Here is a 24,532-nt window from a genome sequence, read left to right on the forward strand (position 1 = left end):
GCCTTGTATAGGCCGTTGATAGCCTCGGCTAGCGCGTTATCGTAGGAATCACCCACCCTCCCCGTGGAGGACCTGATCCCGTAATCAGCCAGTTTCTCGTTATAGGCAATACTCGTGTACTGCGAGCCATGATCGCAGTGATGCGTAAGATTCACGAGAGTTTCTTTCGCTGCCTGGATGACTTGCCCGAGTGCCTCCAGCGGTGAGGGTGTCAAATAGTTTGTGTAAATGGTCGGTTCAGTAATGAAATGAGGATTTACTATGACTATGTCTATGATTGATGTTCCTGCTGAGGATTCTGCTGCTGGCGCGTTGCGCCGTGAGTTTATTGATGATGATTTACTTGATCGCTTGGTGGCGTGTTCTGGTGAGCGTGGCGTGGAGTTGACTGGTGAAGGCGGGTTTTTGCCGGAGTTGATTAAAGCTGTTCTTGAACGCGGTATGAAGGCTGAGCTGAGGGATCATCTGGGTTACGACAAGTATGATCGGGTCGGGTATGGTAGCGGTAATTCGCGTAATGGCACCATGGCTAAAACGGTTCATACCGAGGTTGGTCCGGTTAAGATTGATCAGCCAAGGGATCGGGCTGGCAGCTTCAAATCGTGTCTGTTGCCGCCGGGTCAGCGGCGCTTGGCGGGTCTTGATGACATGATTATTTCTTTGTATGCCGGTGGCATGACGGTCCGGGAAATTGGTCATCACCTGGAGGCCACTTTCGGCACCCAGATTTCTCACGAGACGATCTCGAATATCACCGAAGCTGTCCAAGACGAGGTGGCTGCTTGGCAGACCCGCCCGTTAGAGGCGTTTTATCCGGTCATGTTTCTAGATGCGATCCAAGTTAAAATTAAAGATCAAAACAGGGTCACTTCCCGGGCCTCATATCGCTATCGGCGTGGATCTTGATGGCATAAAGCACGTGCTTGGCATTTGGGTGCAAGCAGCCGAGGGCGCTAAATTTTGGGCTGGTGTGTGCGCTGAACTGGCCAACCGTGGCGTCAAAGATGTGTTAATAGTCGCCTGCGACGGGCTAAGTGGTTTCCCCGAGGCTATCGCGGCGACTTGGCCAGGGGCGATCGTGCAAACCTGTGTGGTTCACCTAATACGGTCCCCAATGCGATTCGTGGCCTACCAAGACCGCAAAGCCGTCGCGGCGGCTCTAAGGCCTATCTACACAACGGTTAACGAAGACAGCGCACTGGAGGCGCTGGATGCCTTCGAGAAAAGCCAGTGGGGCCAAAAATATCCGGCCACACTAGCGGCTTGGCAGCGAGCCTGGGACAGGTTCATCCCGTTCCTTGCTTTCGGCCCGGCTACCCGTAATGCAATCTACACCACCAACAGTATCGAGTCACTGAATTACCAGCTACGTAAAATCATCAAAACCAAAGGCCATTTCCCCTCCGATGCAGCCGCTGTCAAACTCATGTGGCTAGCGATAACAAATATCGAAGACAAACGAGCCAGGCAACGAGCTAAAGAAACCGGCCTACCCAAAGGCAACCCCCGAAAAGCACCAGGCAAACTAATCGAAGGACTACCAATCCAAGGATGGCAGAAAGTACTTGGCGAACTAGCCCTACACTACCCAGACCGATTCCCAACCACTATTTAATAAAAACCGTTTACACAAAAAACTTGACAAGCCCGCTAGAAGGCTATTCGGTTAGCCAACTCGGGGTAGGCAAAACCTCTTTTGCCAATAAAACGGCTTGGTGTTGGAAGGCTCGAGTACCTAAGCCACAAGTTACCGGCGAGATATATGACCAGATCCTTCTTGACGGGATCTACCTTCCCTATAACTGGTGCCTAATCACCGCTACCAACGGCAAACAGGTCATTGACTGGCAATGGTGTCAAAGAGAAAACGCGCCCGCCTACCAGGCATTAATGAACCGGCTACCGGCCCCGACGGTAGTGGTAACCGATGGCGGGGCGGGAATCGCCAAAGCCTTAAAAATCTGCTGGCCACAAAGCCGCATCCAGCGCTGTCTTTTCCACATTCGGGCTAACACCATCACTGATCTAACCCGCAACCCACAAAGCGAGGCTGGCAAGACGCTACTAGCCCTTACCAACCAGTTAACGAGGGTCAAAACACCCGAAGACGCCGGAAAGTGGCTTAGCCTGTTACAAGACTGGCATCAGGTATATCGCGATTACATTAACGAGAAAACCTATAGTCTTGAACCAGGAACAAGGAAATGGTGGTGGACACACCAGCGAGTCCGAAAAGCCTATAAACGCTTAGAACGCCTAGCCCGATCCGGTTACCTATTTACCTGGCTCAACCCAAAATTCACCGGGCTTGACATTCAGCGCACTACCAGCAGCCTTGAAGGCGGCGTCAACGCCGCGATCCGTCGCCTACTTAACGCACATCGCGGCCTATCCGAACCCCACATGAAAACAGCGATCGAATGGGGGTCAAACCAAAAATCCATAGATCCCATCAACCCTATAAAATATCTCACCAACCAGCGCAAACACCTAGATAAAGAAAAGCCGGGCCGAACGCAACCAAACCCGACCGGCCCACCCCAATACGACAACGCCATCGACTACAACCCCGCCTATCAAGACGGATCCCTACACATCCGCAAAGGTCGGGCAGGACACTAAACCACCCCAACACGCCCAGAAAAAACACACAAAATGTTACCTAGCCCGGAACAGACGATAAAACAAGCCACGACACGCCGAGACCATACACACATCTGGGTATTAACCCAAGATCGACGGGGTCGTCGCAACCATCATGGCACTCGACCGCGCCATCCGAAACGGCACCGACCACGTGAACGGCAGCGTTTATGACGAGCGCGGACTACTCGTGCTGTGATCTAACTTTCGTACTAACAAGTGGAAAACTGAGTAGACTTCTACACCTGTTCCTCCGCTGGGTCTACTTTCCACCAATGTTCGGAGTTGCGCCTACATTCCAGTACGGGAGTCCGCTCGGTGACTTCCTTTCTGGTACCGCCACCCGATATTGGGATGTTTCTCCATTTGGTTGCCTTATTGTAGTACCTCAATTTTCCGTTGCATTTGGGGCAATTATTGCCCTTGATGCGTTCGAGAGTGATCCGATGACCGCGACCATTTAATGCCCAGCCTGGGATTAGGGGCACCCTTAATTGTTGCTTGGTTATTCTTCGCAATCCGAATGCGGCACTCGCTACAACAAGGAGAACACTGAACGCCGCTATTGCGATGATGCTCTTTGTCGTATTAGGAGCATCGGAGGAGCCAGAGCGTAGAAGATGGATGACCGGAGAGAGAATCGTGCTGAGGGGTAACAGGCTCGCGATGCCGGTGAAGAATCCGATCCAGGTCAGGATTGCCTGCGTAAATGGGCTGCGCCATTTGGGGACAGCATCGTAAGTTGCAACCTCCTTGGCTGGAGTATCACTGGATGATACATAGATATCCCGACCTGCTTGATATTGGCTCCCGTAATTGTGTCCGCCAATGCTGCTTGTCATGTTTGCCTGGGGCTCTAAGGCAGACCCGCACTTTGGACAAAAACTATCGCCAGGTTGAACTGGCCTCCCGCAATCACACCGCATTCAACTTCTTCCTGGCAAGAGCGACCCCTGAAGTTCTTGGTCAAAGTAACGAACTGAATTTTACCTTATAAGGAGCTGAACAGAGATATGAAAATGAGATTCTTCGACTGGCTGCGTAGCCATGCCACTCGCACCGCTACTGATCACGCCATCGGCTCTGTTTATAGCTTCTTTTTCGGGGCTACGTCGTCTGGGCGGTCAGTGACGGAACGCTCTGCGATGCAGATGACTGCCGTTTACAGTTGCGTGCGCATTCTGGCCGAGGCGATCGCGGGTTTGCCTTTGCACGTCTACCAGCAGAGTCCTGATGAGGCGAAGGTGAAGGCGCTGGATCATCCGTTGTATCGGCTTCTTCATGATGAGCCGAACCCGGAGATGACGAGCTTCTTTTTCCGAGAAACCCTCATGACGCACCTGTTGTTGTGGGGGAACGCGTTTGCTCAGGTAGTGCGTAACGGGCTCGGCGAAGTGATCGGGCTGTATCCGCTGCAACCGAATCGGATGAGCGTAGGCAGGGATCTGGACAGCAAGGCTTTGTATTACGAGTACCAAACTAGCTGGGACGAACCCGCAGGAGAGTACAAGACGATCCGGCTTACCCCTAACGATGTGCTTCATGTTCCAGGTCTTGGTTTTGATGGGTTGGTTGGTTATTCCCCGATCGCGATGGCAAAAAATGCTATCGGGCTCGCGCAGGCCACGGAAGATTACGGTGCTTCATTTTTGGGTTAATACCCAAAATTTACACTAATCAATAGTCGCGGCTGGTTTCACCTGCTTGGTCAATACGCCTACCCTTAAGCAGCATTAGAAAGAGATCCAGCCCACTCCCGACCGGAGTCGAGGCGGGCTGAACGATTAAAATCAGGATATCAAAAGCAATCTACGGGCATCTAGGCGCGAATGTTAAAACGTTGGATTACCCGCCAATCAATCCCAGCTGGCTGGCACTCCCATCGAATATTTCCAGACCGGCAGATGGAAGGCCTCGATAGACCATGCCATCATTGGCGCAAACCAGATCCGGTTCATCTTTAGAACCGGGAAAGAAATAACGGTGGGGCTTTGAAAAGAACGCAGGGCGCTAACATTGGATGCAAAATCGGGCTCTAATAACTTAGAATTCTTTACCTGCCATGATCTTTCGACTTATCCATAGGGATGCTGCGGTCAGTACGATCGTCACGGTCAGCAGTATTCCTGCGTTTGTGAGTGGGGGTAGGGTTAAGGCTTTTGCTACCCATTCGAAGATTGCTTGTTTGTTGGAACCAACAAAGGATGATCCGGCGAATACCACGATGAATACGGCGACCAGAAAAAGCTTGGCTTTTTCTGGACCAAATTTGTAAAACAGCGGTAGCTGAATAATGGTCAACAGCACAGTGACCGCAAAGGCGAAACTGGCCACCAAAACAGTATTTTTCCAAGACATATCAACCATTAAATAGGCAAGAACACCTGTAACCGCGAAAGCCACTACCCCAAGAGCGAGTGTAATCAGAAAATTTAAATTAACGAGCTCGTTTCTACTGATAGGTCCGGCAAGAATCGTTCGGTGCACCTTGGATTCAGCATCACGAGCAAAGGTGGCCGTAAAATAAAGCATCCCAATCATGCCAAAAATAAACGGAAAGATAATCAACTGGTTTGCATAAATCCCCACAGCGCTGATCGAAACGAGCACCAAACCTAAAACAGCTATATATGTACGATTGGCAATAAGGTCTTTATAAAATGCAGCTCTCACCGATCTTCTCCTTTAATCGTGTAGACCATGATGTCCTCAATCGTCGGTCTACCAGCTTGCACACCAGCAGGAACTGCCCCGGTGCGGACGATTACTTCTTGACCAAAATCATGACGGCGACGCCCCAACACTTGCGTGGAATCAAGCTGGTTTGCCTGCTCATTGCTCAACGCTACGATTCGCCAAGAATCTAAGAGCTCATCTTTTTGTTTCATGGACTTCAACTTGCCCTCACGGATGAAAGCCACGTAGTCAGCGGCTTTTTCAATATCGGAAACGATATGAGACGAAAACAGAATCGAATGAGTCGGATCCTCGATGAATTCGAGCATAATATCAAGCACCTCATCACGAATCACCGGATCCAAACCACTGGTAGCCTCATCAAAAATCAGCAAATCCGCTGCATGGGAAAGAGCCATCGCTAACCCCAGCTTCATCCGCATACCTCTAGAGAGTTCACCAACTCGCTTAGACGAAGCAAGACGAAAACGCTGCTGATAACTAACGTATGTTTGCGCATCCCAACTCTTGTACAGGCGCTTGCCGAACTCGCCAGCATTCTTAACAGTAAAACTATCTGGCAGGCTAATATCGTCAAATACTACCCCCACTCGCTCATGCGCTCGTGGGTGATCTGCACCTGCAGGCTGCCCCAAAAGGTTTATTATCCCAGCATCGGGGTGAGCAAGACCTAAAATCAAACGCAGCGTAGTGGATTTACCGGCACCGTTCTCGCCCACGAAACCCACAATCGCCCCCTGGGGAACTTCAAGGTTAAGCGGGCCGAGCGTGAATCCCGGATACTTTTTCACTAGTCCGTTGATTTCAATCACATTCATCGGATCCTCCTAATAAATCAATCAGCTCTTTCAGATCAGAAACAGACAAGCCAGCAACCCGAGCCGAGGCGAGGGCGGATTTCAAATAGTCTTCGACTTTTTTACGCTGCTCTTCCTTAAGCAATTCAGTGTTTTTAGAAGCAACAAAGCTACCTCGCCCCTGTACGGAATCAATGAAACCCTCTAGCTCTAGCTCGTCATAGGCGCGCTTGGTAGTAATCACCGACACGCGAAGCTGTGATGCCAAACGCCGGATCGACGGCAGCTTGTCGCCGGGCGCTACCTGATCGTTGATTATTGCCGCCTTGAGTTGATTCTTAATCTGAGCGTAAATCGGATCAGAACTTGCATTACTAACAATGATATCCACGAACACCTCCTAGTGTTCATAGTGTACATGAACACTAGGATTAATTAGGTAGAACAGCCCACATTCAGAGAAACATTTCGAAAGCTATAACGCTCAACAGGCCAAATAGAAGAAAAATAAGTAAGCCATAACACTCGCTAGCGCAAGCGATTTTTCACACCCCCCTAAGCGATACTCGCTAACGCAAAAGGGTACTTATCCGACCTGACGTCCTAGCGAAAAAGTAGTTGCTAGACTTTTAGACACGCGGTAGTATGTTATGCAAGGAACATGGTTAAGCAAGGAGGGGTTGTGTCTGAGTCCCAGTTACGCAAGGGCGCGGTTGAACTGGTTGTCCTTGGATTGCTTTCGTCTCGTCCTTCTTACGGGGGGCAGCTTGTAGAGCGTTTTCGCGAAGAAGCGGGATTGGAGATTTCGACAGGTACGTTATATCCACTGCTCGCGCGGCTACGTAAATCAGGGTTGGTAGTTACAGCTTGGCAGGAGTCTCCGGTAGGACCACCGAGGAAGATTTATAAGCTCGCAAAATCTGGGAAGAATCGCTTATTGCAGATGCGCGGCGAGTGGGAGGCGCTTGATTGTGCTGTGAAGCGAACAACGCAGAAAGGAATACGGTAATGAAGTGGTTCGGTAAGGACGCAGAAGGGCAGGCGCGAGTTTTGGGGATGCCTGTCTCCGGGCTGTGGTTAGGGCGCTCCGATGCTGCGTTGGATGGTTTTGAACCAGAGAATCCGCGCTTGTTCATTCCTCGAAAATACGGACTGGGTTGGGACATTAATCTGGGTGCTGTTGGTGTGCGTTTAGGGCTAATTCGACCCGATGATTCTCTACCGGACTTGGCCAGCTATGTCCCCACACATCTAAAGCGAGGCATTAAGCTCACCACTATTGCCGGTGGGATTGGGGTTGCGTTCTTGGCGGTACTCGTTAGTCGCAAGGGGCAGGTTCTCCTCCAGCGCTCAATACGCGGAGGGTCCCAAAGATTTATTACCGGCAAGCAGGCTGCGCTAGCTCCAGTGGTTTTAACGACCGTTGCAGCACTAGCGCCACAGGTCTTCCGACGCGATGACCCAGAATCCGAAGATGCCGTGCATTTGGCTAATCAGGCTGATCTGCTGGGCATTGAAGCCATGTCCATAGCCTGGCTTGCAGCAATGCTCCGGGCTGGCGACAAGCGGAAAATGACCCGCCGGTCGATGGTGCCCATTGTTGCTTTATGGCCCCTCGTTGCTGGAGCTTGCCAACTCGCTTATGTAAAAACCGCGTTAGCCAGGGTAAAAACCCGGCTACATAATTCAGGAGACAAGCAATGAACCCTATAGATAAACTGTTGGATCTGCCGACCCCAGCATTAATAGGAGTTTGCATCCTTATAGGAGTGCAACTGATAGCGGTGGTCTGGTCTTTGATTTGCTTGCTGCGCGATAAGCGAACTCACATTGCCGGTTTAAATCGCCTAGTGTGGCTCTTGGTTATCCTCTTTGGCCAACTGATTGGGCCAATCGTCTTTTTGGTTATGTACTTTCACGAACAAAGACAGCTTAAGGTGCAGCGTGGATATGAACAGAAGGCTACAGCCAAGCATCACCAGGTTGATGCGAATTCAGTGGTAAGCAAGCTGTATCCGAAGGAATGAACATGGATTTAGCAGTCTGTACTAAAGATTTGTCCAAAACCTTCGGTAAGCACCAAGTACTAAACAACATAAACATTCGAGTTCCTACCGGCTCCTGTTATGGGTTTGTGGGAGCTAACGGGGCTGGCAAAACCACTACCATGAGGATCCTTGCAGGACTGGCCGGAGCCAGTAGTGGCAGCGCCACCGTGCTGGGAGTTAGTCGAGGCAAACTTCCGGTCAAACCGATCCCTGGCGTGTCTTACCTGACTGATGTCCCCCAGATTAGCCCCTGGCTTAGAGCCAAGGATGCGCTCATCACTCTCGCCCGCCTTGGTGGAATCTCTCCAGACCTTGCAGCCGAAAGAAGCGACGAACTACTCAATCTGGTTAACCTCGACAAAGCCCCCGGAAGAATCGGCTCCTTTTCTAGAGGCATGAAGCAACGGATGGGAATAGCAGCAGCACTCGTTACTGCCCCGAAACTACTACTGATAGACGAACCAACCAGCGCTCTTGACCCGATCGGGCGAGCAGATGTTCTGGGGCTACTACGCGAGTTAACCGGGCAGGTAACGATAGTATTTTCCTCCCACATCCTCAGCGATGTTGCTAAAGTCTCTACCCACGTGGGGATCTTGCATCGCGGTAGCCTGCTAGCTCAAGGACAGTTAGGCGAGCTAGTCAATCAGCAAACTAAACACGTTACCCTTGATGTCACGGTGCGTTCAGACGTTGCCAGCGCCGTGGCGGAGGCTATCTATAGCCTCGATTCTGCCGCAAAGATTCACCCCACCTTTACCGGCTTAGATGAACTTTTCACCAAACTAACTAAGGACGGCGGTAAAAAATCGTGAATACCTCGAGTTTCAGATTGATCTGGCACTATCAAGCTGTCTGGCTCCTACGCTCCTATGGGACATGGATTATAGGTGGGCTATTCGTTATCCTTGCTCTCACCCAAGGATTGTTTACCCAATACACGCCGCGAATCATCAGATTTCTTGCCGGATCAGAAGTAACCACGCTAATAGAGTCGCTACCTGAACCTTCCTGGCAGCAAGCCTACGCGGGATGGATAAAGAACCTTACCCAAATTCTTACCGTAATCCTCGTTGCAATGAACTCTTTTCGTTGCAGTGTGCTTACCGGCAATGGTGACATTCCTTTTATCTTCCCTGGTAGCGTGCAGCGATCACACTACCTCATCAGCTTTGCTATCTGCAGCTGGCTATCTACCCTATTCCTTGCCGTCTTCAGCGCTACCCTAGCCTGGGCAGGAACATCACTGTTATTCCCAGGCGCCAATCCCGCCCCGATCATATTGGCTAGTTTGGTATGGGCGCTACAAATCATTCTCATTCACGTAATACAGACTGCCGCAGCCACTGTTAAACCAGGCATCGGCATACCCCTTGCAGCCGGATTCGGAGCCTACCTACTAATAACGATGTCAGCGATATTTATCCAGGAGGGCGACAAAACTCCCCTTGGCCTCGCCCCCATAATAAACAACCTCGCTCAAGACACACTCGAGGCACCTTGGATCTGGCCAATCACCAGCAGCCTACTGCTAATCATTGCGCTACTTTTCACTGCCACTTACATATACAACAGAGTAGAACTTGACTAAGAGCCAAGCATGGGCGACGCAAATAGCTCCAATTAAAAATAGAAATAGAACCACCATCGCAAGCACTACAGCGAACGCCACCTGCCATCCGTTAGCGAGTTAAACCCCAAAACCCTATTCGAACAGGGAAAACACGATACTGGGTAACGCAAAACCCAAACCCGCTAACGCAAGCGATTTTTCACACCCCCCTAAGCGATACTCGCTAACGCAAAAGGGTACTTATCAAATCCGACGTCTAAGTGGAGCGAGTGACGGGAATCGAACCCGCATGACCAGCTTGGAAGGCTGGGGCTCTACCATTGAGCTACACTCGCAACTGACTTTCGCTTCGAGTTAACGGAAGCCGCGAAAAACAGTGTAACCTATTAGAGGTTGAAACAAAAAACCAACGGGGCGTGGCGCAGCTTGGTAGCGCACCTGCTTTGGGAGCAGGGAGTCGCAGGTTCAAATCCTGTCGCCCCGACCATGTGATGTCCCGCGACATATGTCCGCATAGGCCGCGGATTTTTCTCTTTCTATCCTGAACTTTAGCTACCTGATCTGCCAGGACGCACGGGAAAGAGGTTTTTCCTCCCATTTTAGATTCCACTACCGCAACACAGACAGGCGAGTAGCTACCCAACAGCGGGGGCATTGGTTTTATCCGAGTAGGCGCGGTGGGCATAAAGTTCGGGAAATACGTAAGTATTTGTCGAGCTTTGGGCAGGAGGAAAAACCAATACCCCCGCTTGCACTCCAGGTAGAGTGACTATGCTGCCCGCCACCTCAAAACCACGAAAGAAATCTGTATTAAGCGTTTGACACAGCCTCCCCAACAGAGTTACTGTATTACTACACTAATACAGCAATCGAAAGGAGGAACCCATGGAGCTAAACTCAGCGATTCCTATATGGAGTCAGCTGCGCGACGAGTTTTCTCGCCGCATCACTTCTGGAAGCTGGCCGCCGGGAAGCAAAATCCCTAGCGTGCGCGACCTCGCGCAAATGGTTGGCGCCAACCCGAATACGGTGCAACGCGCCCTATCGGAGTTAGAACGCGAAGGACTGGCAGTATCAGAGCGCACCGCCGGACGGTTCGTAACCCAAGACCAGGACAAGATCTGGCTGACTCGCCAAAAAATATTCCTAGAGCACACCGACCAGTATGCCGCCACCATGAAAAAAGCTGGCGCTACCCTACCCCAGACACTTGACTTAGTAGAAAAACAATGGAAGAAGGGAAAATCTCATGACTGAAAATCAGTTTAACCAGTTCCCAACGCCTCCGGCTTCTAGCCCCGGCGCAAACCCCGAACAATTCACTAGGACACCCCCTACAAGCGAGCCTACTCAAGCGCAGACGTCTGCTCCCGCTATTGAAATAAAAGGAGTATCGAAGTTCTACGGCTCTCAGATCGGACTAGTTAACGCCAACCTAACTTTACCTAGCGGGGGCATAGTCGGCCTGATGGGGCCAAACGGGTGCGGAAAAACCACCCTGATGAAAATCTTGGCTGGGGTAATGCAGGATTACGAGGGCGAGGTTCGGCTTTTCGGGAAAACCCCGGGAGCGGAAACCAAAGCTTTTACCTCCTACTTACCCGATAGTTCACTGCTGGCAGATAATCTCACTCCGCGTTCAGCAATCGGCCAATACCGGGACTTCTTCACCGATTTCGATTCGGCGAAAGCCTACGAAATGATAGATTTTTTCCGCCTCCCAGCTGACAGAAAACTATCTGCCATGTCCAAGGGGATGCGTGAAAAACTACAAGTAGCCTTGATAATGTCGCGGAATGCGCGAGTTTATTTGCTTGATGAGCCCATTAGCGGGGTGGATCCGGCGGCGCGGGACGTAATCTTGCGAGCCGTTATTTCCCGTTTCAATCCCCAGGCAGTAATGCTGCTATCGACCCACTTGATTAACGATGTGGAACCCGTGGTTTCTACCGCCGTATTCATGTCGGCGGGACAAGTATTTTTAACCGGAGATGCTGACCAGCTCCGCAGCACCTATCAAACCAGTCTGGACGGACTCTTTAGGGGGATGTACCGATGATTACTAAAATAATGAAACACGATTTCCTGGCGCTACGTAAACCACTAGGAATCACCATTGGTTTGACCTTGCTGACCGCAATCTTGAGCGCGATAGCCGTCTCAATTTTACGTGGCTCCGTAGCCGTAGGGTCTACCATATTCTTATTGGCATTCTTAGGAATGCTAGCCGCTTACCTGGTTTATTCGATAATCCTTTTAGTTCACTATTACCGTTCCATGTACGGCAAAACTGGGTATTTCACCATGTCGATCCCGGCAAGGCCTACCGAGCTATTTTGGGCAAAAAGCCTTTTTAACCTCTTAGCTCTCTGCCTTTGCACGCTAGTGGTTTTTTGCGGAGGGTTTTTATTGGTCACAGCCTTGTTTTTTCAAGATGCCTCTGGCAATACTCTGACATACTTCTTTACAACCGTTCAGACCTGGCAAGTAGCTTTTCTGATTATGATGGCCATGCTACTATCTTCGATTTCCAGTGTTTTCTTCTGCCAGTTCATAGTTACCGCCGGAAACCGGCGACCTTTCCTGGATCGTTTCGGAAAAGTTGGCGGCCCGATATTAGTAGCAGTGCTGGTCTATGTGGGAATGCAAATTATTAGCTTCCTGCTGATGCTTCTCCCTGGGCAGCTGGTATTTTTCGCCCCCGACGCCCCCTTTATTTCTCTGGATTGGGATGGAATTCTCTTCACTATATTTGGACCGATTGACCCCAGTGAGTCTAATCCTGTGAAACCCCCGTCGATTTCAATCTGGTGGCTGCTCGGCACCGGCGTGCTCACGGTGGTCGCAGGTTATCTCACAAGTGTCTTCCTAAAGAAAGGTACTTCCCTGCGCTAAGGAAAGTGAATGACACAGGAACCCTCGGTATCCTCCGACGGATCCTTCATTCGGGAAGCATAAAAAGAAAAAACCCTAAACGAAAGCCCCTAGCAGGAAACTGCTAGGGGCTTTTTCTTAACTTCGAGCTTTACTCGAAATCGTCTGCCGGGCTGTACAGCCCCAGCTTTACCGCTTTGGCCAGGTGACGAGGTGCCACATAGGAACGTCCATCATTGCCCTTGACCGAAGTAAGCTGGGGTGCCTTGGCTTTCCAAGCAGACCGCCGAGTGCGGGTATTCGCACGAGACATTTTGCGCTTTGGTACTGCCATCACGGACTCCTCTAACTATTGCAAATAGAAAAATAACCTCTACAACTGTGCCATTTATAGCGCTAAGTTTCCAGTTTCAACCATGTGATTTGCACCGCGAGCACTCTTTGTATCGCGCGGGAAAAACAGAAAACTACCCTTTTTCATTTCTGAGGACGCCCTCGCCCTAAACCTAAATGATCCCCCTCCCCCAGCTAACTAATAGATAGGATCAAGCTATGCGCACTATCTATGCCCCTGCCCGCAGCGAAATCGAGATTAAGCGCTCCCGTTTTATCGCTTCCTGCGCGCGCACCGACTGCGAGGAGGCTGCCCGCGAGTTTATCGCCCAGATTCGCCGCGAATTTCCCGATGCCCGCCACCACTGCACCGCTTTTATCATTCACCAAGATACTGGACCCGATACTGCCCGCAGTAGCGATGATGGGGAGCCGGCCGGAACTGCTGGCAACCCGATGCTAAAGGTATTAACCGAATCGAACTTAACCAATGTAACCTGCGTAGTTACCCGTTATTTTGGGGGTACCAAACTTGGTACGGGCGGGTTAGTGCGCGCCTATTCCGGGGCGGTACAGCAAGTGCTGGAGGACGCCCAAACCGTGCGATTAGTTACCCAACCTTCCTACCAGCTGCAGCTACCGATCAGCGAAGCCGGAAAAGTCGAGGCAAAACTTACCCAAAGCGGTTACCAGATCCTGGCGCGCGACTTTGCCCAGGATGCCACCTTGCGTTTTTCTGCCCCGCTAGAAACTACCCAATCGCAGATCGAAAGCTACTTATCCAGCATCAGCGGGCGGGAAATCAGCATAGAGACCGCGTCCGATATTACTCGCGAAGTGCGAGAATAATCCTCGCCCTGCCGAGCGGGGTTATTAGATATTGACGCCACCTCGGTTAGACCGGATATTACCGCCAGTAGCGGGCATATGCCTGCGACTGTTTGCACCCTGTAGGAGCGCCCTGGCGGCCAGCAGTTATCCCCAAATTTTACTGAGCGCATAAAAGTTGCACCCCTAAAAGTTAAGATGTTAGAACTTGAAGTAACCAAGTTTTCACGACAGATTGGAGAGGCAAATGTTGTTCCTTGCCCCCTCTCGCTGTCGTCTATGTATCTAGGGGCATCTCGCCGACCGCTAAGGCGCGGGCTGTCCCTCGGGGCAACAAAGTATTTTTCTGCCCCGATTTCTAACTTTTATAACTGGATATCTCCAGTTTGTCACCGCAAATTTTTTAAGGAAAAGCATGAATATCGCAAAAGACGTAACTGAATTAGTAGGCCGCACTCCCCTAGTAAAAATCAATCATCTACTGCCAACCGATTTTGACGGCGAAGTGGTAGCTAAAGTTGAATCTTTCAACCCTGCATCTTCGGTTAAAGACCGGGTAGCTCTGGCGATGATAAACGCCGCGGAAGCCTCCGGAAAACTAAAGCCTGGCGGCACTATTGTGGAATCTACCTCTGGAAATACCGGGGTGGCGCTAGCGATGGTAGGAGCTGCCCGCGGCTACAAAGTGGTAATCACTATGCCCGAATCTATGTCCAAAGAGCGCCGCGCCCTCATGCGTGCTTTTGGAGCCGAGTTAGTACTAACCCCGGCGGCGAAGGGAATGCAAGGCACCGTAGATGCCGCACAAAAAGTGGTAGCTGAACGCGAAGGCGCCATTTTGGCTTCCCAATTCACTAACCCTGCAAACCCCCAGACTCACTATGAAAACACCGCCGAAGAAATCTGGGCAGATACCGACGGTCAGGTTGACGTTTTCGTTGCCGGGATCGGAACTGGCGGCACCGTCACCGGAGTAGGCAGACGCCTGAAGGAGCTAAATCCTGATATCAAAGTCTTCGGGATTGAACCGGAAGAGTCCGCCCTGCTAACTACCGGTAAGGCTGGGGCACACGGGATTCAAGGTATCGGGGCAAACTTTGTGCCGGATATTTTGGATTCTAAAGTGCTGACTAAAGTACTTACGGTTGAAACTGAGGACGCCATCGCCATGGCACGCAAAGCTGCCGCTAAAGAAGGGCTGCTGGTAGGAATTTCTGCTGGTTCCGCTTTGGCAGGAGCATTGCGTTTAGCGCAAAGCCCTGATATGAAAGGTAAACGTATCGTAGCTTTGCTGCCCGATACTGGCGAGCGTTACCTAACTACCCCGCTGTTTAAAGATTTCATGGACTAGGAGCGAAAATGGCGAAGCCGGAACCGACTTTAATCCAACTGTGCAAAGAAGACCTAGCAGCAGCTATTAACTCGGATCCGGCTGCCCGCAACGCCCTAGAGGTGGCACTAACCTATCCGGGAGTACATGCGGTTTGGGCATATCGCCTGGCTCATATGTTGTTTAAGAAAAATTTCAAACTTTTGGCCAGGATAGTTTCTTCAATTTCCCGCAGCTATACCGGGGTGGATATTCACCCGGGAGCCCGCCTAGGTCGCCGCCTCTTTATTGACCACGCCAACGGGGTAGTAATCGGGGAAACCACCAAGATCGGTACCGATTGTGTACTGTTTCACCAAGTCACCTTGGGTGGGGTCTCAATGTCGAAAGGCAAGCGGCACCCCACCCTCGGAGATCGGGTGATGGTGGGTGCCGGTGCCAAAGTACTCGGCCCCATCCACGTGGGCTCGGATGCGCGTATCGCCGCCAATGCGGTAGTGGTACGCGACGTACCTGCCGGATGCTCCGCCATTGGAGTCCCCGCGCGGGTATCTCCCGGCTGCAAACAGCAAAAGACCGCGGAACTGATTATTGACCCCACCTTGTTTATCTAAGGGCTAACGGTGACTAAAACCGGGAAACTGCCCGTTGTTTGCGGAGCCGTCCCCGAAAACTTGAGTCTGCATGTGAGAGCGCAGCCAGGTAATCCGGTGGCACGCACTTCGTTTTCCCCTAGAGCATAAGGATAGGCACACCGGGTGTAACCAGTTTAACAGTGGATTAGAAAGTTCTTCTTGGTGAACGTATCGCCCCGCCTCCCTAAGTCTTCGACTACAATTTAGGAAACTAGCTACTTGCGGAGGAAAAATGATTAACAAAGTTCCGGAAATAGTCGCCGGAATAACTCGCGGAGACGCCGATACCTGGGAACAGGCACGCGTTTTACTTACTGACTACTACTGTCAAAGAGACAATCCCCGGATTACTTTATTTTCTTTAACCTCCAAGTTTCCTCCCAGTTTCCCCCTGCAACCACAATTAGAGGCCGACTCTTGGGAAGGCGCCTGCAACCTGCGAGATTGCGATCTGCTAGCGCTGGCAAATCTAGATCTGGAGGTGGACAGTAAAGGCTTAGATCAGCTTTTTGCTTCCGAGCCTTTACCGGAATTAATGGCTCAGCTCCCAACCGACACCCAATTAGTAGATCTTGCCGATCAGGTTTTAGAAACTGAGACCGGGCCGCTTGCACAGATTTGGACGGCACTAACGAAAGATCCGCTGGTGTTAAAACCCAAGGCGGCAGCGGCGCTCCTTGCTCGGCTACGCCCGGCGGCGCTCCCCCTCTTTACTAAGGATGACCGCCGCCCCTGGGGAGAAGTTACAGATTATGTGCAGTTTTGCCAAGATCTTCATGGTTTGCTGCTAACCGAACGTGGCCGCCTGGCTCACCAGCTTTATTATCTGCGAGAATCTTTGGAACTGCCCGAATGGGTCTCCCAGGTACAGCTATTACAGGCGTTAGTGTTCGCAGATTCTCAGGCGCATCGGGCAGCCGAAAAAGAACGGCTCCGCCAAGAGAAAGCTACTCGCCGCCAAGAAAAAGCGGAAGAAAAACTGCGTAAAAAACTGGCTAAGCGCACCAAGAAGCAGCGCAAGAAAATCGCGAAACAGCAGGATGCCCGCAGCAAAGCCCAAAAGCTGGCTGAAGAAAAAGCCCAGCAGGCGTGGAGCGAAGAGGATGAAAAAAACGAGAAGAAACGCCAAGGTCTGCAGTCTGGCTCAGATCCTAGACACTTGGGTTCGGAAGAACCTGCAGATCTGGGGAATTCCCGCGCGGCTCGGAGCCGACGGGGACGCCATGTGCGCGGCGAGGACGGCGAGGACGGAGAGGACGGTTTCATCTCCACTGACCCGGTCTCCTTACCGCGTTAAACAATCTAGCTAGTTTTTCCTGCCCCTTAGCTAACAGCTGCAGCTAAGGGGCAGGAACTTTTTTACCCTCCCCTCTAAAATGAAACTATGACGAGTTTTGATCTGGAAACCTACTCCCAAGGTTTAACTGACTTTATTACTGCTTCTCCTTGCGCCAGTTTTACCGCGCAGACCCTGGCCGATATATACCGCTCCCAGGGATTTCAACCAGTAGATGCCACTAAACCCTGGCCACGCGGCGTCGGACGCTACTTTTTACGCCGCAAAGGCGCCCTCATTGCCTGGATTGTACCTACCGGTTCCCCCAAAGGATTCCGCATTATTGGTAGCCACACCGACTCCCCCGCCTTCAAACTAAAACCCACCCCCGATAGTTTTAGCGGCGATGGTTGCGGACAGCTCAACGTAGAGGTTTATGGGGGAATGCTCCCTAACTCTTGGTTAAACCGGGAACTCGGGATCGCCGGAATCGTCTATGACCGAACCGGAAACTCCCACCAAGTGCGTACCAATCCAATCGCTACTATTCCCCAACTAGCTCCCCACCTGGATCGAGAATCCGCGAATAAACTGGAATTAGACCGCCAGCAACACTTGCGTCCCCTCTGGCAGGTAGACGGATCCTCGCGCAAAATTTTGGAGGTACTAGCTGAGCAAGCGGGACTGGGCAGCGCCGAGGAAATCTCTAGTCACGAGCTCTATACTTTCGACACTCATGCCCCGCAGCGGCTGGGAACTGCTGGAGAGTTCTTGGCATCGGCGCGTCAAGACAATCTGCTCTCGGTCTATAGCGCCACGAAGGCACTATTAAGCCTGGCTGACGCGGATTATCCGGGAGAGAATATTCTAGTTAGCGCCGCCTTTGACCATGAGGAAGTCGGTTCTCACACCGAGACTGGGGCCGCCGGACCGCTACTGGAACAGGTGCTGCGACGCTGTGCCCGCGCCAGCGGTGAAGAGGAGGCTTTTGAACGGATGCTGGCCGCGTCCTCGTGCCTATCGGCTGATGTTGCCCACTCGGTAAACCCCAACTACCCCGAAAAACACGACCCCGATACCCGACCAGTGATGGGAGCTGGCCCGGTACTAAAACTCAACGCCTCCCAGCGTTATGCCACTGATGCTGCCGGCTGGCATATTTGGGAGGACGCAGCTGGGCGCAGCGGGGTTAACACTCAACGCTTTGTGTCGAAAAATACAGTCACCTGCGGGTCAACTATCGCGCCGATGACCGCTACTCGATTAGGAATCACCACTATTGATGTGGGAGTCCCGATTTTGTCGATGCATGCTGCCCGGGAACTGTGTGCCCTTAGTGATCAGGTAGAGATGACGAAAATAATGCGCGCTTACCTGCAGAAATAACTGCTAATGGTGGGCCATACTGGTTTCGAACCAGTGACCTCTTCCGTGTGAAGGAAGCGCGCTACCCCTGCGCCAATGGCCCTTGAACTCAAACCACGTTACCGGATTTTGAGGGCGCAATCCAAATTCTCCGCCCCTCTGGTACGCTACTTGTAGCACGGGAGCTTTCGAGCTGAGAGGAAGCAAAACGCTTCGACCGTTACACCTGATCCAGGTAATGCTGGCGCAGGAAGCTGGTTCACCTGTGCACGAATCTAGGAGGCACAGATGGATCGAGAACAGCAGCTGGAAGTGGTAAACAACCAGTGGCCACCCCTTACCAGTGCTCAGGTAAGCGCGGTACTGGCTGAACTTCCGGAGTTTCGCGAGGAACGAATCGCAGAACTTACCCCTTCTTCCCGTCCTATGGCAGCGGCTTGCCTAGTGACTACCGTTAGCGGCAAGCAAGTATTTTTAAAGCGCTACCACAAAGATCTGGTGAGCGCGTCCGAGCTGGAAGCTAAGCACTCCTTTGCCAATCAACTGGCAGATGAGGGTTTTCCCACCCCGCGTTTTTTCTGCTTTAATCAGGGAGCCAGCGCCCTGGCCGCTGGAGAATGGATTATTGAGGCCTCCGCAGGTGCGGCTGGCCAAGATCGCTATCGCGATCTGCGCTCCTGGTTACCTCCAAAAACCAGGGAAGAAGCTGTGGAACTGGGCAGAGTTGCCGCCCGACTCCGTATCGCTAGCCAAAAAATTCAGGCGCCGTCCCTGGAACCTGGCCCCTATCAAAACCGGATAGAGCTCCTGCTGGGAGATCCATTACCAAAGCTAGCAGGATTTTTAGATGCCCATCCGGTGCTTGCTAACTATCTGCAAGACAGTGACCACGATCTAGTGGCAGCGCTAGAGCCTTTGCGTGCTTTTGCCCGCTCTCTTGCCCCCTTAGCCGATGCTCCCCGCTATTTCACTCACGGAGACCTACATGTTTCTAACACATTTTGGGAAGGAAACAGCATATCTTCCCTAATTGATTTCGGTCTCACCTGCCCGAATCCCCCGCTTTTTGACCTGGCAGTACTGCTGGAGAGACACAGTATCGACTGGATCAGTATTACCGAAGGGAAAACCGATAGTTACTGGCCGCAAGTCGCTTCCGACTTGCTAACCGGATACGGGCAGATACTCTCCCTCTCCCCGGAGGAAATCGAGATGCTCGGCGCTATGATCGCCCTTTGTAACGTGGAGTTTTCCCTTTCGACAATCGAATACGATCTGCTGGCACCGATTGATCCAAAGATTAAAGACTGGGCCTGGGATATCGGATTCCAAGGTCATAGCCAGTGGTTCCTGACCGCACCTGGCCAAAAATATTTATCCCTTATCAACCAACTAGCGAAAGAAAAAGCATGCGAAGAATAGCTACCGCTTTAGCCTGCACCCTGGCCCTAACTTTGGCGGGGTGTGCCACGGGATCTAGTTCAGCATCTAAAGACTCCGAGGTGAAGAACACTTCGGTAATTTTGGACTGGACCCCTAACACTAACCACACCGGAATCTATGTTGCCCAAGAAAAAGGGTTTTACCGCGAAGTCGGACTAAACGTAAAGGTAATGGGTTTTTCTAAGAGTGGCGTGGAATCGGTAATGGCCGCCAAAGGCGCGGATTTTGGCTTCTCCGGCACCGACTCGATTGCCTCGGCGAAGGCCTCCGACTTGGGGATCAAGATGGTGTTCAACCTGCAACCAAAATCTTCCTATATGGTGGGATTTTTGGATAAGGCGGATATTCAGCGTCCTCGAGATTTAGATGGCAAGACCCTCGCTGATTTTGGCGGCGGGTTTCAACACATTGCCACCAAAATGCTGATCCAAAAGGACGGTGGCAAAGGTGATTTCAAAAAAGTGGTCGCCGGTGCTGGGACCCTGCAAGCAGTAGAACAAGAACGCGCCGACTTTGCGGAACTCCTGTCTACCTGGGAAGGCATCGAGGCCGAACAGAGCGGTTATAAACTACGCTACTTTGACTACGAAAAATACGGAGTACCTACTACCCCGGCACTGTTAGGGATTTCTACCCGCGCGGACCTAATAAAAGAAGATCCGCAGCTGGTGCGCTCCTTTGTGCAAGCCACTCAGAAAGGCTACCAGTGGGCCATTGATCATCCCCAAGAAGCCGCTAAGATCCTAGTAGCGGCGAACCCGCAGGCTAAGCTAGATTCCAAGCTGGTAGCGGCCTCACAGGCCTTACTGTCTAAAAAGTATTGGCCCGATGCTACTGGCGGGGTGGGGCATGCCGATATGGATAAGTGGCAAAGCTATTTAGACTTCATTATTGAACAAAAGTTGGTTACTGACGGTGATGGAAAACCCTATACGCAAAAAATTTCCGCGCCCGAGGTAGTCACCAACGAATTCCTCGCTAAGGCCACCAGTAAATGAAATCTAGCTCGCGACTAGTGGCCGCCGGACTGGTTCTGTTAACCCTGGTTCTATGGGAGGGAGTTTGCCGCCTGGGGGAAGTTAACCCCAAGTTGCTGCCTGCCCCCAGTGTGATCATTAAAGCCGGGTTTGCGGACTGGCCGGCGGCCTGGCTAGCCACCCAAGTAACCCTCATAGAGGTACTGTTAGGTACCTTGCTGGCAATTATTTGCGGAGTAGCAATTTCCTTTGCGCTGTGGAGAGCCAAAACTTTCGGTAAAGCAGTAATGCCCCTCCTGGTGATCTCCCAAACCATTCCGGTAGTAGCTATTGCTCCCCTGCTAATAATATGGTTCGGCTTTGGAATGACCTCAAAAATCCTGCTGGTGGCATTATTTGGAGTTTTCCCGATCATTGTCGCTTTTACTAAAGGTCTGGCGGCTCCCTCACGCGACCAGATTGATGTAGCGCGCTCTTTAGGCGCCTCCCCCGCCTGGATTTTCGCCCACTTGCGAATGCCGGCCGCTCTGGGAGATTTCATGACTGGACTGCGTATCGCAGTCACCTACGGACCGGCCACTGCTGCTACCGCCGAATTCGTGGGGGCGGAAAACGGTTTAGGGATTTACCTACTGACTGCCCAAGGATCTTTTCGGACGGAACTGGTGTTTTTTGGAGCCGGGATTCTAACCCTCATGACTTTGGCAGCCTATCTGCTAGTAGTACTGGCAGAGCGGGTCTTGATTCCCTGGAAGAAGGCAAAATGAACCTACTGCAACTATCAGGGGTAAGAAAAAGCTTTAATGACCCACCCCTGACCGCTTTAGACAACGTGAAGATGACTATAGCTAAGGGGACGGTGACTGCTCTGGTGGGACCTTCAGGTTGCGGAAAATCTACCCTCCTGCGAATAATAGCTGGTCTTAGTGCTCCCTCACGAGGTAGCTTGGCTTGGTCAGTGGATAGTCCCCTAGTCGCCCTCATGCCCCAACGCGATGGACTATTTTCTTGGAACACTATTGAAGACAATGTGGCACTGCCCTTACGGATCCGGGGAGTCTCCCGCCAAAAAGCGCGCGAGCGGGCTCGCGCCCTCCTCGGCCAGTTCGACCTGCAACAGTTTTCTGGAGCCTATCCCGCGCAGCTTTCGGGAGGAATGCGTTCGCGAGTAGCCTTTTTGCGCACCATGTTGGCCAAACCGACTTTAATCGCCCTAGATGAGCCTTTCGGGGCTCTTGACCAGATAACCCGTAGCCACATGCAACGTTGGCTCTGGCAAGCCGCGCGCAGCCGCGATTTAACTCTTTTGTTGGTCACCCACGATATTGCCGAAGCGGTAACCCTGGCTGACCGAGTGTTGATGATGTCGCAGCGACCAGGGAGTATTATTACTGAAATTCCGATTGATATTCCAGAACGGGAGCAGTTTTTATCAGCAAATTCAGTGGGAGCTACCGGCAGTTTTAGTCACGGAACAGGGCTGCGCACCACCCCAAATTTTGTGAAAGCCTATCAAGAAATCGAAAACGCCCTCTGGGGCATTGAAAATAGGGAGGAAAAATGGATTTAACCCGAATCCGCTTGGAATATGTAGTTACTTGGCCTAATCACGCTGGCTTATTCGTCGCTCGTAAAAAAGGCTGGTATGAACAGGCGGGATTAGATGTTGATATTTCCTGGGACGGTTTCGACCGTGGGACTCCGGCAGCGCTAGCCGCCAAAGGCGAGTTTCAATTTGCCTCTATTCGGCTCGGAGAGCTGTTGGAAACCCGCCACAGCGACCACCCCTTCGTAGCGGTAGCTACCTTTAATCAAAACCAGTTAGGTGGGGTGATTACCCTCAAAGAGAAAGGGATTAGCCGTTTTCGAGATTTAGAAGGAAAAACCGTCTCGATTCCGCCGGTTCAGCGGCTTATCCAGATGGTAATTGAAGCCGTCGAGAAAGATGGCGGCGATTTCTCTAAGGTAAAAGTCATGGATCCGGGAGTATTCGAACCCGATATCCGCGCAGTTGAAAAAGGCAAATATGACGCGATTTTCAATGTCTTAGGCTGGGAAGCCTATCAGGGCAGTAAACCGTTCTCCGAGGTAGTGCAGCTATCCTTCGACGAGGTAGCGGTCACTCCCCACCACGCCTATTTCCTGTGCGTAGAGGAAAACTATCTGCGTAGCCACGAAGATCAAGTGCGGGCGTTCCTGGCGGCTACCAGTCGCGGCTATGATTTTGCCCGCGATAACCAGGCAGAAACTGTAGATATTCTAGCCTCCACTATGTGCGCTAGTGAAGAGGACGTATTAGCGGCCTCTCTTAAGTTCATGGCGCCCTCTTGGCATGCGCCTTCGGGACGCTGGGGTGAAATGGATGCAGAATTAGTAAGTTCCTACACCACATGGATGAGCGAACATGGCTTTACCACCGCGAGCTTAGCGGACGTGGAGGGTGCCTACACTAACGATTACCTACCCGAAAGGTAGAATCCCTACAGATAGATTTCGGCTCGGGTACCTAAGGTTTTTAATACCCTAGCAGGTATCCGAGCCGATTATCTTTGTCTTAATCCTTTTTAGGATTTGCTGCCTGGTGTCGCTTAGAGTACCAGATCGAGAGCAGCGCGGTTCCTACTAGGACAACTAGGATATAGCCCATTGAAAAGCCGATAGAGGGCTCCGGAATGGCCGCTGCCCATTTCTCTATCCCCCAGAAGGGCGCCTCGTGAGCGGCATGGATAATCAGTTTGACCCCGATGAATCCTAGGATCAAAGCCAGCCCGTAATGCAGGAATGCCAGGCGCTCTAAAAGTCCATCTATGAGGAAGAAAAGTTGCCGCAATCCCATCAAAGAGAAAGCGGTAGCGGCGAAAACAATAAAGGGGTGTTTCGTCAGACCAAAGATCGCGGGAATAGAGTCAAAGGCGAACATCAAATCCGCAGATCCAATTGCGATAATCACCAAGAACATGGGGGTGACGTAGGTTTTTCCGCGGTGGCGATAGAGCAGTTTAGCTTCCCGAAAACCTTCAGAAACCGGAAGCACCCGGCGTACCAGAGTAGTGAATTTATTTTCCTGGTATCCCTCGCTAGATTCATTTGCGTCCTCTTTGGTGATACCTTCTCTAGCTTGACTGATCGCGGTGTAGATCAAGAATAGTCCGAACAGGTAGAAGATCCAGGCGAATTGATTAATTAGTGCTGCGCCAATCAGGATAAACGCTAGTCGTAACACCATTGAGATTATGATTCCCAGCATGATCACTTTTTGCTGGTAGACCCGCGGAACCTTAAATCCATTCAAGATGATGATGAAAACAAATAAGTTATCCAAGGATAGCGACCATTCGGTGATCCAACCGGCCCAGTACTCTACCGCCAGATTCAGATCCCATTGCAACCACACCACCAACCCAAAGGCGGCCGCAATCGCCATATAGATACCTGACCAGATGGCGGCCTCTTTAATCGTGGGTTCGTGGGCTTTACGGACATGTCCGCGAAAATCAAGCACCAGTAGAGCGAGAATAATGATTGCTAGCAGTAACCAGTTCCACCAGTGAATTACTTCTTGGCCGGGGACGGCATTAAGCGTAGGCATCAGACCCATGCAGCGTTCTCCATTTCGTTGGCGTTGTCTATGCTCAGGTCTTCTTCCGCCTTTTCAGGCCCAACCAGCCGGGCATAATTGCCGTGATGACGACTGGCCTGTTAATGGAAGTACT

At 51.6% G+C, this 24,532-nt stretch carries 24 protein-coding genes, 3 tRNA genes, 5 pseudogenes and 1 riboswitch; of the genes and pseudogenes, 22 read left to right on the plus strand and 10 right to left on the minus strand.

From position 1 onward, the window contains the following. Positions 1-200 (minus strand): annotated as a pseudogene (locus E6072_RS01745) (IS3 family transposase); the annotation flags it as partial. A 61-nt stretch (positions 201-261) separates the two neighbouring features. Between E6072_RS01745 and E6072_RS01750 the strand changes: the two are divergent. The 3 genes and pseudogenes from E6072_RS01750 to E6072_RS01760 all read left to right on the plus strand — a co-directional run. Further along, positions 262-1,615, plus strand: a pseudogene (locus E6072_RS01750) (IS256 family transposase). Between the two features lie 23 nt (positions 1,616-1,638). Then, on the plus strand, positions 1,639-2,622 hold the full coding sequence (locus tag E6072_RS01755) for an IS1249 family transposase (protein WP_316693343.1): 984 nt from the start codon (positions 1,639-1,641) through the stop codon (positions 2,620-2,622). A 109-nt stretch (positions 2,623-2,731) separates the two neighbouring features. Beyond that, a pseudogene (locus E6072_RS01760) lies at positions 2,732-2,842 on the plus strand (terminase); the annotation flags it as partial. A 40-nt stretch (positions 2,843-2,882) separates the two neighbouring features. Here E6072_RS01760 and E6072_RS01765 read toward each other — a convergent pair. Both E6072_RS01765 and E6072_RS08840 read right to left on the minus strand, forming a co-directional pair. Beyond that, positions 2,883-3,485: a hypothetical protein gene (locus E6072_RS01765; RefSeq protein WP_278609484.1), complete on the minus strand. Its 603-nt coding sequence runs from the start codon at positions 3,483-3,485 to the stop codon at positions 2,883-2,885. A gap of 15 nt (positions 3,486-3,500) precedes the next feature. Further along, positions 3,501-3,569: pseudogene (locus E6072_RS08840) on the minus strand (zinc-ribbon domain-containing protein); the annotation flags it as partial. A gap of 93 nt (positions 3,570-3,662) precedes the next feature. On the opposite strand from E6072_RS08840, the pseudogene E6072_RS01770 reads away from it, so the two are divergent. After that, positions 3,663-4,292 (plus strand): annotated as a pseudogene (locus tag E6072_RS01770) (phage portal protein); the annotation flags it as partial. Positions 4,293-4,686: 394 nt separating this feature from the next. Here the strand turns inward: E6072_RS01770 and E6072_RS01775 are convergent. From E6072_RS01775 to E6072_RS01785, 3 genes are read right to left on the minus strand one after another with little or no spacing between them, the layout of a single operon-like run. Beyond that, the gene (locus E6072_RS01775) at positions 4,687-5,316 is read right to left on the minus strand and encodes an ABC-2 transporter permease (RefSeq protein WP_278609486.1); all 630 of its coding nucleotides are present in this window, start codon (positions 5,314-5,316) and stop codon (positions 4,687-4,689) included. After that, the gene (locus E6072_RS01780) at positions 5,313-6,158 is read right to left on the minus strand and encodes an ABC transporter ATP-binding protein (RefSeq protein WP_278609487.1); all 846 of its coding nucleotides are present in this window, start codon (positions 6,156-6,158) and stop codon (positions 5,313-5,315) included. The genes E6072_RS01775 and E6072_RS01780 overlap by 4 nt, the downstream gene beginning before the upstream one ends. Beyond that, on the minus strand, positions 6,145-6,528 hold the full coding sequence (locus E6072_RS01785; RefSeq protein ID WP_026420983.1) for a GntR family transcriptional regulator: 384 nt from the start codon (positions 6,526-6,528) through the stop codon (positions 6,145-6,147). Before E6072_RS01785 ends, E6072_RS01780 begins: the two co-directional genes overlap by 14 nt. Before the next feature lie 270 nt (positions 6,529-6,798). On the opposite strand from E6072_RS01785, the gene E6072_RS01790 reads away from it, so the two are divergent. From E6072_RS01790 to E6072_RS01805, 4 genes are read left to right on the plus strand one after another with little or no spacing between them, the layout of a single operon-like run. After that, positions 6,799-7,146, plus strand: a complete 348-nt coding sequence (locus E6072_RS01790) for a PadR family transcriptional regulator (RefSeq protein ID WP_316693345.1) — start codon at positions 6,799-6,801, stop codon at positions 7,144-7,146. Then, positions 7,146-7,841, plus strand: a complete 696-nt coding sequence (locus E6072_RS01795; protein ID WP_316693346.1) for a DUF5808 domain-containing protein — start codon at positions 7,146-7,148, stop codon at positions 7,839-7,841. The genes E6072_RS01790 and E6072_RS01795 overlap by 1 nt, the downstream gene beginning before the upstream one ends. Further along, positions 7,838-8,164 carry a PLD nuclease N-terminal domain-containing protein gene (locus tag E6072_RS01800; protein WP_316693347.1) on the plus strand — a complete coding sequence of 109 codons (327 nt, stop codon included), beginning with the start codon at positions 7,838-7,840 and terminating at the stop codon, positions 8,162-8,164. Before E6072_RS01795 ends, E6072_RS01800 begins: the two co-directional genes overlap by 4 nt. A gap of 2 nt (positions 8,165-8,166) precedes the next feature. After that, a complete protein-coding gene (locus E6072_RS01805; RefSeq protein WP_316693348.1) occupies positions 8,167-9,000 on the plus strand; it encodes an ABC transporter ATP-binding protein in 834 nt (277 codons plus the stop codon). A gap of 1,019 nt (positions 9,001-10,019) precedes the next feature. Here the strand turns inward: E6072_RS01805 and E6072_RS01810 are convergent. Beyond that, positions 10,020-10,093: transfer RNA gene (locus E6072_RS01810), tRNA-Gly, on the minus strand. A 75-nt stretch (positions 10,094-10,168) separates the two neighbouring features. Here E6072_RS01810 and E6072_RS01815 point away from each other — a divergent pair. The 4 genes from E6072_RS01815 (at position 10,169) to E6072_RS01830 (ending at position 12,653) form a co-directional block, all read left to right on the plus strand. Next, positions 10,169-10,245 (plus strand) — tRNA-Pro (locus E6072_RS01815). Between the two features lie 398 nt (positions 10,246-10,643). Next, on the plus strand, positions 10,644-11,015 hold the full coding sequence (locus E6072_RS01820; protein ID WP_316693350.1) for a GntR family transcriptional regulator: 372 nt from the start codon (positions 10,644-10,646) through the stop codon (positions 11,013-11,015). Beyond that, positions 11,008-11,817 carry an ABC transporter ATP-binding protein gene (locus E6072_RS01825; RefSeq protein WP_316693351.1) on the plus strand — a complete coding sequence of 270 codons (810 nt, stop codon included), beginning with the start codon at positions 11,008-11,010 and terminating at the stop codon, positions 11,815-11,817. The genes E6072_RS01820 and E6072_RS01825 overlap by 8 nt, the downstream gene beginning before the upstream one ends. After that, a complete protein-coding gene (locus E6072_RS01830; protein WP_316693352.1) occupies positions 11,814-12,653 on the plus strand; it encodes a hypothetical protein in 840 nt (279 codons plus the stop codon). Before E6072_RS01825 ends, E6072_RS01830 begins: the two co-directional genes overlap by 4 nt. A 130-nt stretch (positions 12,654-12,783) precedes the next feature. Here E6072_RS01830 and rpmF read toward each other — a convergent pair whose 3' ends face one another. After that, a complete protein-coding gene (gene rpmF / locus E6072_RS01835) occupies positions 12,784-12,966 on the minus strand; it encodes a 50S ribosomal protein L32 (protein ID WP_022863893.1) in 183 nt (60 codons plus the stop codon). A 218-nt stretch (positions 12,967-13,184) separates the two neighbouring features. On the opposite strand from rpmF, the gene E6072_RS01840 reads away from it, so the two are divergent. From E6072_RS01840 to E6072_RS01860, 5 genes are all read left to right on the plus strand, one after another. After that, entirely contained in the window at positions 13,185-13,814 is a 630-nt protein-coding gene (locus E6072_RS01840; RefSeq protein WP_316693354.1) for a YigZ family protein, read from the plus strand. A gap of 394 nt (positions 13,815-14,208) precedes the next feature. After that, positions 14,209-15,144, plus strand: coding sequence for a cysteine synthase A (gene cysK / locus E6072_RS01845; RefSeq protein WP_316693355.1), 936 nt, complete (start codon positions 14,209-14,211; stop codon positions 15,142-15,144). An 8-nt stretch (positions 15,145-15,152) separates the two neighbouring features. Then, on the plus strand, positions 15,153-15,737 hold the full coding sequence (gene cysE / locus E6072_RS01850; RefSeq protein ID WP_316693356.1) for a serine O-acetyltransferase: 585 nt from the start codon (positions 15,153-15,155) through the stop codon (positions 15,735-15,737). A 253-nt stretch (positions 15,738-15,990) separates the two neighbouring features. Next, on the plus strand, positions 15,991-17,055 hold the full coding sequence (locus E6072_RS01855) for a DUF6308 family protein (RefSeq protein WP_316693357.1): 1,065 nt from the start codon (positions 15,991-15,993) through the stop codon (positions 17,053-17,055). Between the two features lie 87 nt (positions 17,056-17,142). Beyond that, a complete protein-coding gene (locus tag E6072_RS01860) occupies positions 17,143-18,420 on the plus strand; it encodes a M18 family aminopeptidase (protein ID WP_316693359.1) in 1,278 nt (425 codons plus the stop codon). A gap of 7 nt (positions 18,421-18,427) precedes the next feature. Here the strand turns inward: E6072_RS01860 and E6072_RS01865 are convergent. After that, positions 18,428-18,502 (minus strand) — tRNA-Val (locus tag E6072_RS01865). A gap of 65 nt (positions 18,503-18,567) precedes the next feature. Next, a riboswitch (TPP riboswitch) is annotated at positions 18,568-18,669 on the plus strand. A gap of 18 nt (positions 18,670-18,687) precedes the next feature. On the opposite strand from E6072_RS01865, the gene E6072_RS01870 reads away from it, so the two are divergent. Genes E6072_RS01870 through E6072_RS01890 form a run of 5 tightly spaced genes read left to right on the plus strand, consistent with a single transcriptional unit; the run spans position 18,688 to position 23,294 of the window. Next, positions 18,688-19,821, plus strand: a complete 1,134-nt coding sequence (locus tag E6072_RS01870) for a phosphotransferase (RefSeq protein ID WP_316693361.1) — start codon at positions 18,688-18,690, stop codon at positions 19,819-19,821. Further along, on the plus strand, positions 19,809-20,840 hold the full coding sequence (locus E6072_RS01875) for an ABC transporter substrate-binding protein (RefSeq protein ID WP_316693363.1): 1,032 nt from the start codon (positions 19,809-19,811) through the stop codon (positions 20,838-20,840). Before E6072_RS01870 ends, E6072_RS01875 begins: the two co-directional genes overlap by 13 nt. Further along, positions 20,837-21,586, plus strand: coding sequence for an ABC transporter permease (locus E6072_RS01880; RefSeq protein ID WP_316693364.1), 750 nt, complete (start codon positions 20,837-20,839; stop codon positions 21,584-21,586). The genes E6072_RS01875 and E6072_RS01880 overlap by 4 nt, the downstream gene beginning before the upstream one ends. After that, entirely contained in the window at positions 21,583-22,389 is an 807-nt protein-coding gene (locus E6072_RS01885) for an ABC transporter ATP-binding protein (RefSeq protein WP_316693365.1), read from the plus strand. Before E6072_RS01880 ends, E6072_RS01885 begins: the two co-directional genes overlap by 4 nt. Then, positions 22,380-23,294 carry an ABC transporter substrate-binding protein gene (locus tag E6072_RS01890; RefSeq protein ID WP_316693366.1) on the plus strand — a complete coding sequence of 305 codons (915 nt, stop codon included), beginning with the start codon at positions 22,380-22,382 and terminating at the stop codon, positions 23,292-23,294. Before E6072_RS01885 ends, E6072_RS01890 begins: the two co-directional genes overlap by 10 nt. Before the next feature lie 79 nt (positions 23,295-23,373). Here E6072_RS01890 and E6072_RS01895 read toward each other — a convergent pair whose 3' ends face one another. Beyond that, positions 23,374-24,417, minus strand: coding sequence for a TerC/Alx family metal homeostasis membrane protein (locus E6072_RS01895; protein ID WP_399334926.1), 1,044 nt, complete (start codon positions 24,415-24,417; stop codon positions 23,374-23,376). Between the last annotated feature and the right edge of the window lie 115 nt (positions 24,418-24,532).

It is taken from the genome of Varibaculum cambriense, assembly GCF_032557235.1.
In the GTDB taxonomy this organism is placed as follows: domain Bacteria; phylum Actinomycetota; class Actinomycetes; order Actinomycetales; family Actinomycetaceae; genus Varibaculum; species Varibaculum cambriense_C.

Bases quoted from the DNA above. Each gene is read 5' to 3' on its own strand.
- E6072_RS01800 (WP_316693347.1), top strand. From the start codon at position 7,838: ATGAACCCTATAGATAAACTGTTGGATCTGCCGACCCCAGCATTAATA.
- E6072_RS01855 (WP_316693357.1), top strand. From the start codon at position 15,991: ATGATTAACAAAGTTCCGGAAATAGTCGCCGGAATAACTCGCGGAGAC.
- E6072_RS01795 (WP_316693346.1), top strand. From the start codon at position 7,146: ATGAAGTGGTTCGGTAAGGACGCAGAAGGGCAGGCGCGAGTTTTGGGG.
- E6072_RS01875 (WP_316693363.1), top strand. From the start codon at position 19,809: ATGCGAAGAATAGCTACCGCTTTAGCCTGCACCCTGGCCCTAACTTTG.
- E6072_RS01870 (WP_316693361.1), top strand. From the start codon at position 18,688: ATGGATCGAGAACAGCAGCTGGAAGTGGTAAACAACCAGTGGCCACCC.
- E6072_RS01895 (WP_399334926.1), bottom strand. From the start codon at position 24,417: ATGGGTCTGATGCCTACGCTTAATGCCGTCCCCGGCCAAGAAGTAATT.
- cysE (WP_316693356.1), top strand. From the start codon at position 15,153: ATGGCGAAGCCGGAACCGACTTTAATCCAACTGTGCAAAGAAGACCTA.
- E6072_RS01780 (WP_278609487.1), bottom strand. From the start codon at position 6,158: ATGAATGTGATTGAAATCAACGGACTAGTGAAAAAGTATCCGGGATTC.
- E6072_RS01830 (WP_316693352.1), top strand. From the start codon at position 11,814: ATGATTACTAAAATAATGAAACACGATTTCCTGGCGCTACGTAAACCA.
- cysK (WP_316693355.1), top strand. From the start codon at position 14,209: ATGAATATCGCAAAAGACGTAACTGAATTAGTAGGCCGCACTCCCCTA.
- E6072_RS01765 (WP_278609484.1), bottom strand. From the start codon at position 3,485: ATGACAAGCAGCATTGGCGGACACAATTACGGGAGCCAATATCAAGCA.
- E6072_RS01890 (WP_316693366.1), top strand. From the start codon at position 22,380: ATGGATTTAACCCGAATCCGCTTGGAATATGTAGTTACTTGGCCTAAT.
- E6072_RS01805 (WP_316693348.1), top strand. From the start codon at position 8,167: ATGGATTTAGCAGTCTGTACTAAAGATTTGTCCAAAACCTTCGGTAAG.
- E6072_RS01820 (WP_316693350.1), top strand. From the start codon at position 10,644: ATGGAGCTAAACTCAGCGATTCCTATATGGAGTCAGCTGCGCGACGAG.
- E6072_RS01790 (WP_316693345.1), top strand. From the start codon at position 6,799: ATGGTTAAGCAAGGAGGGGTTGTGTCTGAGTCCCAGTTACGCAAGGGC.
- E6072_RS01885 (WP_316693365.1), top strand. From the start codon at position 21,583: ATGAACCTACTGCAACTATCAGGGGTAAGAAAAAGCTTTAATGACCCA.
- E6072_RS01880 (WP_316693364.1), top strand. From the start codon at position 20,837: ATGAAATCTAGCTCGCGACTAGTGGCCGCCGGACTGGTTCTGTTAACC.
- E6072_RS01840 (WP_316693354.1), top strand. From the start codon at position 13,185: ATGCGCACTATCTATGCCCCTGCCCGCAGCGAAATCGAGATTAAGCGC.
- E6072_RS01825 (WP_316693351.1), top strand. From the start codon at position 11,008: ATGACTGAAAATCAGTTTAACCAGTTCCCAACGCCTCCGGCTTCTAGC.
- E6072_RS01860 (WP_316693359.1), top strand. From the start codon at position 17,143: ATGACGAGTTTTGATCTGGAAACCTACTCCCAAGGTTTAACTGACTTT.
- rpmF (WP_022863893.1), bottom strand. From the start codon at position 12,966: ATGGCAGTACCAAAGCGCAAAATGTCTCGTGCGAATACCCGCACTCGG.